The organism is Paenarthrobacter sp. (assembly GCF_031180005.1).
Taxonomy (GTDB): domain Bacteria; phylum Actinomycetota; class Actinomycetes; order Actinomycetales; family Micrococcaceae; genus Arthrobacter.
On the sequence record NZ_JAPSHI010000029.1, the window covers coordinates 36,380 to 43,565 of the forward strand.

Genomic DNA, 7,186 nt, shown 5'->3' on the forward strand with positions numbered 1-7,186 from the left:
TTGGTGACTACGGCTTCTTGCGGATGATCGCCATGAACATGGCATCCGTCTGGTGCACATGCGGCCACAACTGGGCAGTCAGCTCGTGACCAGCGCCGAGGCTACCGGTGAGACTGACATCATCCAACGCCTGTCCGGCGTCGAGGAGTTCAAGGTCCCCGCGCTTGGCCAACACGTCAGTAACAACAGCTGTGGTTTCGGCCGGATGCGGCGAACACGTCACGTAGGCTACGACGCCACCAGGCCTGACGGCGTCAAGCGCCGACTTCAGCAAATCACGCTGCAGCGGACCCAAATCTCCGATGTCTTTGGGCGAACGGCGCCACCGCGATTCGGGCCGCCGTCGCAGCGCCCCAAGACCACTGCAAGGTACGTCGACAAGGACACGGTCAAAAGTCCCGGGCTGCTCCGTACCCACTTCACGGCCGTCGCCGGTCCGCACTGTCCAAGCCTCAGTGGGAACAGCCGAGAGCGCTTGCTGAACAAGTTTGGCCCGGTGCGGGGCAGGCTCGTTGGCCAGGAGAGTTGCCCCGTCCCGGTAGGCCAAGGCAGCCAAAAGAGCCGCCTTACCCCCGGGGCCGGCACACAAGTCCAGCCACTTCTCACCCTGTGCAGGTGGCTCCCCCAGCTCGACTCCGGCCAAAGCACGCGCCACAAGCTGTGATCCGACGTCCTGGACACGCGTTGTTCCGCGCCGGACCGATTCGAAACGGCCGAGGTCACCGCCGGCGGAGAGAGCTGAATCTTCTACCAGCTCGCCGGCGGTAGCTCCGTTGTCGAAAGCTTCGTCGAGGTTCCCCAGCCCTGGCAAGGCCACCAAGTTGACCACCGGCGCGGCGTTATCTGCCTCCAAGAGGGCGTCGATTTCGTTTTTGGGCCGACCATGGTTCACCAACGATTGGCGTAGTGCCCGGACAATCCATTCAGGGTGCGCATGGCGCAAGGCAGCGATTTTGGTTTCGTCGGATTCGTCATTTAGCAGGATCTCCAGCCACTCGGCCATGCTGTGCGCAGTGACCTTGCGAAGTACCGCATTAATAAGGGCCGACGGGCCGGCACCGATAACCGCGCGTGCCAGGCCGACGGTCTGGTCCAGCGCGGCGTGGGCGGGAACGCGCATGGAGAGCAGCTGGTGCGCGCCGATCCGCAGGGCATCAAGGATTGCAGGATCGAGTTGCTCCAAGGGGCGGTCCACGCAACGGGCAAGAATGGCATCGTAGGTACCTTGCCCGCGCAAAGCCCCGTAGCTCAATTCAGTGGCAAAGCCGGCATCCCGACGATCCAGGCGGTGTTCCCGGATACGCGCCGGAAGAACAAGGTTTGCGTAGGCATCTTCGGAAGCAACCGCGCGAAGCACTTCAAAAGCCACCAGTCGAGCTGGATCTGCGCGGCGCGTACGCTGCGACGGAGCGTTATTCGTGAAGCCCCTCTGCGGACCCCTGTTTCGCTCCCGGCCCTGTGCATTACGCTTGCTCTCGCCGCGGGCTCCACGGTTGCCCTGCGAGTCACGGTTTCCCGCCCCGCCGCCGTCCCGGCTCCCGCTGTTGTTGGGGCCTCGGCGGCCGGACTCACTCATTCGAATACCACTCTTTCAGGTGTCGCCAAGCCGCGGGCCCAATCGGCCGACGACATCATTTTCTTGCCAGCCGGTTGGATCCGGCCAAGCTCCACTGCATGGGAGCCCGTACCCACCAGAACCGACTTGCCCTCCACCCGGATGCTTCCCGCGGGAAGGTCGTTGATCTCGGGACGGAGAGCTACAGGTTCCAGTTTGACCCTCTGACCTTCCAAGGTTGTCCATGCTCCGGGTTCAGGAGTAACTCCGCGCGCACGACGGTTCACAGCAAGGGCCGGCTGCTGCCAGTCCAAGCGTCCGTCGTCGAGCGTCAGTTTGGGGGCAAGAGAGATCTCCCCGTTTTGAGGCTGCGGAGCAGCCTGACCCGCGTCGATGGCGGAAAGGGTCTGGCTCAGCAGAACCGCGCCGCTGATGGACAGGCGCTCGAGGAGATCGCCCGCGGTATCTTCAGGACGAACTGTTTCGGTCAGCGTCCCGAATACAGGCCCGGTATCGAGCCCCTCCTCAAGCTGGAAAGTAACGGCCCCTGTGACGTCGTCGCCCGCGATGATGGAACGCTGCACGGGCGCAGCACCGCGCCATGCCGGAAGTAGGGAGAAGTGCAGATTGACCCAGCCGTGCCTCGGGACACCCAAGGCAGCTTTGGGAACGATGCCACCGTAGGCAACGATGGCGGCGACGTCGGGAGCGAACTTCGCGATTCTGGCCGTCGTGTCGGCGTCGACCTTTGCAGCGCGAATAACCTCGATACCGAGTTCCATCGCCCGGGCAGCCACGGGCGATGGAGTCAGGACACGTTTGCGGCCCACGGGCGCATCCGGCCGGGTGAGAACCGCCACGATGTTGAAGCCAGCCTTGACCAGCGCGTCCAACGACGGCACTGCCACAGCCGGCGTTCCGGCGAAGAGTACCCTCACGCGGGCGCCCCGAAGCTTCCGCCGCCAAAACTGGACCCAACGGAATTGGCGCGCTTGGACGTTGTCTGCTCAGTGATCGCATGGTAGTTGGCGTTCCGGATGGCGCGGAGGGCGGCCTTACGGTCATCGCCTTCCAGCCTGTCGGTGTACAGGACACCATCAAGGTGATCGGTCTCGTGCTGGAAACAACGGGCGAGCATTCCCTCAGCCTCTACCGAGACCGGATTGCCGTTCAGGTCCACTCCGGTTGCCCGGGTGGCCCGATAGCGACGCACAGGGAAGCCCAGACCGGGAATGGAGAGGCAACCCTCTACCTCGTCCGATTGGAAGTCCTCACTGTTTTCCAGGACCGGGTTGATGATGTGGCCTTCCACTCCCCCGATGCGATACGTGAACACACGCTGGCTGACGCCCACCTGCGGCGCGGCGAGGCCGGCACCCTCGACGTCTTCCATGGTTTCGGTCATGTCAGCTACCAGCTTGGCGAGCTCCGGACCAAAATCGGTGACGGGGTCAGCTACGGTGCGCAGCACCGGGTCCCCGATGATTCGGATACTCAAAATTGCCATCTGCTGTTAGTCCTCACGATCGTCAAACCAGGCTCCGGTTGTTGCGGAGCCTAAGCCAGTTTAGTTGAGGACAAGGCCGGCGACGGTGCCGCTCCGGCAGAGGCAAAGACCGGCGGAGCAACAGGCAACAGTGGCTGCCCTGCAGCGACAACGTCAGCTGACATCTCCCACACCCGCCGCAGGGCGCAGAACTTCCACCAATGATGCTTGAGGATCTCCGGGTTGGCCCGCTGCGGCCTGACTTCGGTCTCACCGATAGCCACGGCAAGCAGCATGGGGTTGTCTCCGTATTTCCACGGCTCCCATTCACCCGCAACAGGATCCACCAGGCTTTCCTCGGCCTTCATCCCGGCCGCGAGTTGCATGACCACTTTGTCATCCAGGGCCTTGACTGTCCCGTCCCTGGTGGTGCCCTTGGTTTTGTAGTCGATCAGGCAGATGCGCCCGTTGATCCGGGCAACCAGGTCCAACGTCCCCGCATAACCCACTGTCTTATTCCACACAGTGATCTCCGGTGCCAGGGGCTCTACCCGGTAGAGCTCCCACCATTCGTCAAAGCGCGCGGCGAAGGCCTGTTCACCATGCGCAGCGAGATCGTCACGGCATTCCTGCATCCGGTGCGGACGACCCATTGCCCGCAACGCTACCTGTTCGCAGTAAGTGTGGACACGGTCACCTCGTGCCGCGGCCGCATCCCGGTAGACCTCCGCGGCTTTGGAAGCTTTGTTGATTGCCTGACGGATTTTCGCCGGGCTTCCGAGAATTGAAGGAAGTTCAGGATCCGCGGCCAGGCTGCTCGCCCCCATGTAACTGAACCATCCGTCCAAGGCGTGCGCCTGTTGTCCGATCACCGTAGTAATGGACGGCACGGAAAATTGCTCAGTTGTGGAGCGGGCGTACATCCGGCCGTAGTCAGTAGCGTGGGCAAGCAGTGGAGCAGTCATACAAAGACTGTGTCATAGAGGGCCGACAAAATTCATCCGCGGGAAGATCAACGCCAGTTGCTCAGGGGGCAGCCTGGCGAGCTTGCCTGCGAGGATCGGGCCGGTCAGCGCGAGGTCCGGAAAGGGTGTGGCAGGTTCCCTAGTGGCCGTGGTCTCAGCCGGAGGCAATTCCGGCTCTTCTTGTTCGCGCATGCTAATGTGTGTCGCGTCGATGCAGTTCGTGACGCAAAAACCCGCAATCCGCCCGGCTAGCCTGCTGCAACGAAAAACCCCGTCCGGACTGAATTAATCAGTCCAAACGGGGTTCCCGGCGGTGAGGGTGTTCTTCCCGGCTTCCAGTTCCGCAATGATCTGTCGCTGGACCCTGTCGTGCTGGCTCTCTTTGAACGGGCTACGGCGCCGAAGATTCCCAACAACTACTTCGCTGCATGGATGGCCACAGGTGTCCCGTTCTGCGCGACAAGCGCCCCCAGGACCTGCTGCACACACAGCAAACCTCAGTGCTCATCAGGTCGCTTGAGCGTTCGCTCATGCAGGTGTCAGCCTGACAGCAACCGAGCCCGCCCCAGAGAACAACGAGGAACCACCATCTAGTACTTCGGTGCCAGGCTCACAGACGGTGTGGTCGACGCGGGCACGTGATACCGGGACAGCACCTGGGCCATGACGTCGTTGAACACACCGGCCTGGGTGATGCCGTAAATATTGCCTTTCGGGCGACGGGCCAGCATTGATGACATCACATGGGCGCGGGACCAATAAGCCTTTCCATCCGGCCGGTAGCTCATATGTGAGACACATCACAAGACCATAACCCTCTCCCCGACCTGCGCCACAGGACGAACTTGCTCAGCCCCTACTTCTGACTCATAAATCAGAATCCACAGGAGCGAAAGATGGCAATGACCTTAGCCAGCGTCCGGGCAGTTGATGACATAGGCGGGATCAGCTCCGCCGAAATCCACATTGGCCTGATGATTTTGATTGTCCTGGCGACTGTTCTGTCAGCCTTCCTCGCCGTCTGCATTCTCCTGCTGACAGTACCGCTGGCAGCACTGGTGTTCCGTAAGAAGATCGCGGCCCTGGGTACAGCGGCAAATACCAGAGCACCTCAAAGCGCACCGCAGCCCGGTCCACGACATATGGCATCAAACCCCGCCTCACGATTCCCAAGAGAACAGGTAGCCGCAGTGGAAACGCCGATGCAGGCGCCGCATTGGGGCTCAGACAGGCGCCAGGTTCATGCCGGGCATCTGCCGAATGCAGACCACGCCGCACCAAGCGTCAACTTGACTTCTAGATCTACATAGTTAGATTTGCTTCATGGAGAACTTGGGAAGGATCACGCCGGCAACTGCACTCGTCCTCGAAACGCTTTTGTCGGCGGAGAGCGTGTGGGGGCTGCAGATCGTCAAAGATACCGGCAAGAAGCCCGGTACGGTCTATCCCATCCTGGAGCGCCTCGAAGCAGCTGGCTGGGTCCAAGGGGAATGGGAGACATCGGAAGAACGCAAAGGACCAAGACGGCGTTACTACCGTCTCCTTGCCGATGCCCGTCCACTGGCGCAGGAATTTGTGAGAGCCCAAAAATCACGAACTGCCCCTGCTGCCCGCCCGTCGCCTGCCTTCAGTGCGGGCGAATGGAGCGCTGTATGAAGCCACAAGATGCAGTGCTTGCTGCATGTCTCGCTGTGACGCCGGCACGGCTTCGGCCGATCCGGGAAGAACAGTGGAGGGCAGATCTCCTCGACGGGCCAAGGATGGGGATATCCACTTCCGAACTGCTGTTTGCGGCTGCGTATTCGTCAGTTGCGTCCAGGATTTACGACTTGAAACATCGTGGCGCCATCATCCTGTCACGTATTACTAAGGGGGAAAATATGAAACCGGTACTAGGTGCATTGGGCGCAGCCGCAGTGTTGGCTGCCGTCGTTGCAGGCGGAATCCAGGCGAATGCCACAACCGGGCAAGACGTCGATTCGGCGTTCAAAGGGTCCGTGGCGGATCGACCCATCGCCGGCTATGAGGGGTGGTGGAACTCAGCGACCTTGGACGGCACTCCCACCGGCCCAGAGGAGACCGTGGCATTCAACACCAACACTGGAAAGATCGTCGACTATTCGAACTGGCGGAAGGCCGCGGCGGGTCAGCAGTTGTTAGTCGCTGATGCCCACTACGCCGTGGTCCCAGACCCGGCCTGGCCTGCTAGCTCGATTGTGATCATTGACATGGCCACGGGGAAAGCCATTGAGGATTTCCCTGTAGACGAGCGTGGTCGGGTCATTCGTACACGCGAAGACGGCTCGAAAACCGTCGGATGACTTCGCCCGCAAGACGAGTTTCTGCCATGAAGATGCATGTCGAGTGTTTTACATGGGGCTTATGCCACCGTTCATCCGCGCTATAGCATTCCGACAACGAGACGCAGGACCTTGACCTAATGTCAAGGTCCTGCGTTTTCGATATTCTAGCGCGAGGTTCTGATTAGTTGATGCGTACGCCCGTTACGGTGACATTCATGCCGAAGCCGTAGCAGTAGTCCCTCGGTACAACCGGACCACGGGGAATGCTTTGGAAGTATCCGCCGCTAGCCGGGGTGTAGTAGACATAACCGTTATTATTCCCCGGACAGACCTTGAAGATGTTGGGCATGTAGAAGTCCATGTATCCCGCGTTTGCAAAGCAATTCCTTGTAGTCGAAATCCCTGACGATGCTGTAGAAATCCACGTTGTTGCAGATCGGGTTGGTGATGCGGAGCTGCGGGGTCGAAGCAATGTCCTGTTTAATCGCTTTGACCTCTGACGCGGTGGTTGCGGGATAGTATTTCTTGATTTCCCCCAGGCTCTTTCCATGCACGACCATGTCCTTGACGCGGTACAAGCTCCGGACTTCATCGTCACCAAGTTTGCGGCTGTTTTCAAGGGTGATAACTTCGCCGGAGTCAATCGTCTCCCCGGCCGTTCCTTCACCTACGTGGACAATGCTGCCTGATGAGGTGCTCTCGCCGTCGGCGGCGACCGCAGCACCTGCGCCCATGCCCATCATGGCAGTCAGACCTGACTTGGCTCATTTGCTTAGTGCGTGAGTTTTGGGCTCCGGATGGCGTCGAGAATGGCCTGCTGCTCGGTGGCGATGTCGGGTGCGAATGTCTGGGTGGTGCCGTTGATGGTGATGATCGC

General features: G+C 60.6%; 11 protein-coding genes. 3 read left to right on the forward strand and 8 right to left on the reverse strand.

Translation table 11 applies throughout. The features are described from left to right. Positions 1-7 precede the first annotated feature (7 nt). The 6 genes from RIF72_RS17145 to RIF72_RS17170 all read right to left on the reverse strand — a co-directional run bounded on the left by RIF72_RS17145 (position 8) and on the right by RIF72_RS17170 (position 4,794). The gene (locus RIF72_RS17145; RefSeq protein WP_309076038.1) at positions 8-1,576 is read right to left on the reverse strand and encodes a transcription antitermination factor NusB; all 1,569 of its coding nucleotides are present in this window, start codon (positions 1,574-1,576) and stop codon (positions 8-10) included. After that, entirely contained in the window at positions 1,573-2,493 is a 921-nt protein-coding gene (fmt, locus tag RIF72_RS17150) for a methionyl-tRNA formyltransferase (protein ID WP_309076039.1), read from the reverse strand. The genes RIF72_RS17145 and fmt overlap by 4 nt, the downstream gene beginning before the upstream one ends. Continuing rightward, positions 2,490-3,062, reverse strand: coding sequence for a peptide deformylase (def, locus tag RIF72_RS17155; protein WP_309076040.1), 573 nt, complete (start codon positions 3,060-3,062; stop codon positions 2,490-2,492). Before def ends, fmt begins: the two co-directional genes overlap by 4 nt. Positions 3,063-3,112: 50 nt before the next feature. Then, positions 3,113-4,006, reverse strand: a complete 894-nt coding sequence (locus tag RIF72_RS17160) for a cytochrome (RefSeq protein WP_309076041.1) — start codon at positions 4,004-4,006, stop codon at positions 3,113-3,115. A gap of 12 nt (positions 4,007-4,018) precedes the next feature. Beyond that, the gene (locus tag RIF72_RS17165) at positions 4,019-4,198 is read right to left on the reverse strand and encodes a hypothetical protein (protein ID WP_309076042.1); all 180 of its coding nucleotides are present in this window, start codon (positions 4,196-4,198) and stop codon (positions 4,019-4,021) included. A gap of 398 nt (positions 4,199-4,596) precedes the next feature. Beyond that, positions 4,597-4,794, reverse strand: a complete 198-nt coding sequence (locus RIF72_RS17170; RefSeq protein ID WP_309076043.1) for a hypothetical protein — start codon at positions 4,792-4,794, stop codon at positions 4,597-4,599. A gap of 108 nt (positions 4,795-4,902) precedes the next feature. Here RIF72_RS17170 and RIF72_RS17175 point away from each other — a divergent pair, with 108 nt between their 5' ends. The 3 genes from RIF72_RS17175 (at position 4,903) to RIF72_RS17185 (ending at position 6,327) form a co-directional block, all read left to right on the forward strand. Continuing rightward, positions 4,903-5,316: a hypothetical protein gene (locus RIF72_RS17175; RefSeq protein ID WP_309076044.1), complete on the forward strand. Its 414-nt coding sequence runs from the start codon at positions 4,903-4,905 to the stop codon at positions 5,314-5,316. A gap of 13 nt (positions 5,317-5,329) precedes the next feature. Further along, positions 5,330-5,662 (forward strand): helix-turn-helix transcriptional regulator, encoded by a 333-nt coding sequence (locus RIF72_RS17180; RefSeq protein ID WP_309076045.1) that lies wholly within the window; start codon positions 5,330-5,332, stop codon positions 5,660-5,662. A gap of 224 nt (positions 5,663-5,886) precedes the next feature. Beyond that, the gene (locus RIF72_RS17185) at positions 5,887-6,327 is read left to right on the forward strand and encodes a hypothetical protein (RefSeq protein WP_309076046.1); all 441 of its coding nucleotides are present in this window, start codon (positions 5,887-5,889) and stop codon (positions 6,325-6,327) included. Positions 6,328-6,490: 163 nt separating this feature from the next. Here the strand turns inward: RIF72_RS17185 and RIF72_RS20160 are convergent, their stop codons facing one another. Both RIF72_RS20160 and RIF72_RS17190 read right to left on the reverse strand, forming a co-directional pair. Continuing rightward, complete coding sequence (locus RIF72_RS20160; protein WP_375164245.1) at positions 6,491-6,670, reverse strand: hypothetical protein; 180 nt, start codon at positions 6,668-6,670, stop codon at positions 6,491-6,493. Next, positions 6,624-7,052: a hypothetical protein gene (locus RIF72_RS17190; RefSeq protein ID WP_309076047.1), complete on the reverse strand. Its 429-nt coding sequence runs from the start codon at positions 7,050-7,052 to the stop codon at positions 6,624-6,626. The genes RIF72_RS20160 and RIF72_RS17190 overlap by 47 nt, the downstream gene beginning before the upstream one ends. Positions 7,053-7,186: the final 134 nt, after the last annotated feature.

Excerpts from the sequence above, each read along its gene's own strand:
- def (WP_309076040.1), bottom strand. The coding sequence starts at position 3,062 with ATGGCAATTTTGAGTATCCGAATCATCGGGGACCCGGTGCTGCGCACC.
- RIF72_RS17185 (WP_309076046.1), top strand. The coding sequence starts at position 5,887 with ATGAAACCGGTACTAGGTGCATTGGGCGCAGCCGCAGTGTTGGCTGCC.
- RIF72_RS17180 (WP_309076045.1), top strand. The coding sequence starts at position 5,330 with ATGGAGAACTTGGGAAGGATCACGCCGGCAACTGCACTCGTCCTCGAA.
- RIF72_RS17170 (WP_309076043.1), bottom strand. The coding sequence starts at position 4,794 with ATGAGCTACCGGCCGGATGGAAAGGCTTATTGGTCCCGCGCCCATGTG.
- RIF72_RS17165 (WP_309076042.1), bottom strand. The coding sequence starts at position 4,198 with ATGCGCGAACAAGAAGAGCCGGAATTGCCTCCGGCTGAGACCACGGCC.
- RIF72_RS17160 (WP_309076041.1), bottom strand. The coding sequence starts at position 4,006 with ATGACTGCTCCACTGCTTGCCCACGCTACTGACTACGGCCGGATGTAC.
- RIF72_RS17190 (WP_309076047.1), bottom strand. The coding sequence starts at position 7,052 with ATGATGGGCATGGGCGCAGGTGCTGCGGTCGCCGCCGACGGCGAGAGC.
- RIF72_RS17175 (WP_309076044.1), top strand. The coding sequence starts at position 4,903 with ATGGCAATGACCTTAGCCAGCGTCCGGGCAGTTGATGACATAGGCGGG.
- RIF72_RS20160 (WP_375164245.1), bottom strand. The coding sequence starts at position 6,670 with ATGGACTTCTACATGCCCAACATCTTCAAGGTCTGTCCGGGGAATAAT.
- RIF72_RS17145 (WP_309076038.1), bottom strand. The coding sequence starts at position 1,576 with ATGAGTGAGTCCGGCCGCCGAGGCCCCAACAACAGCGGGAGCCGGGAC.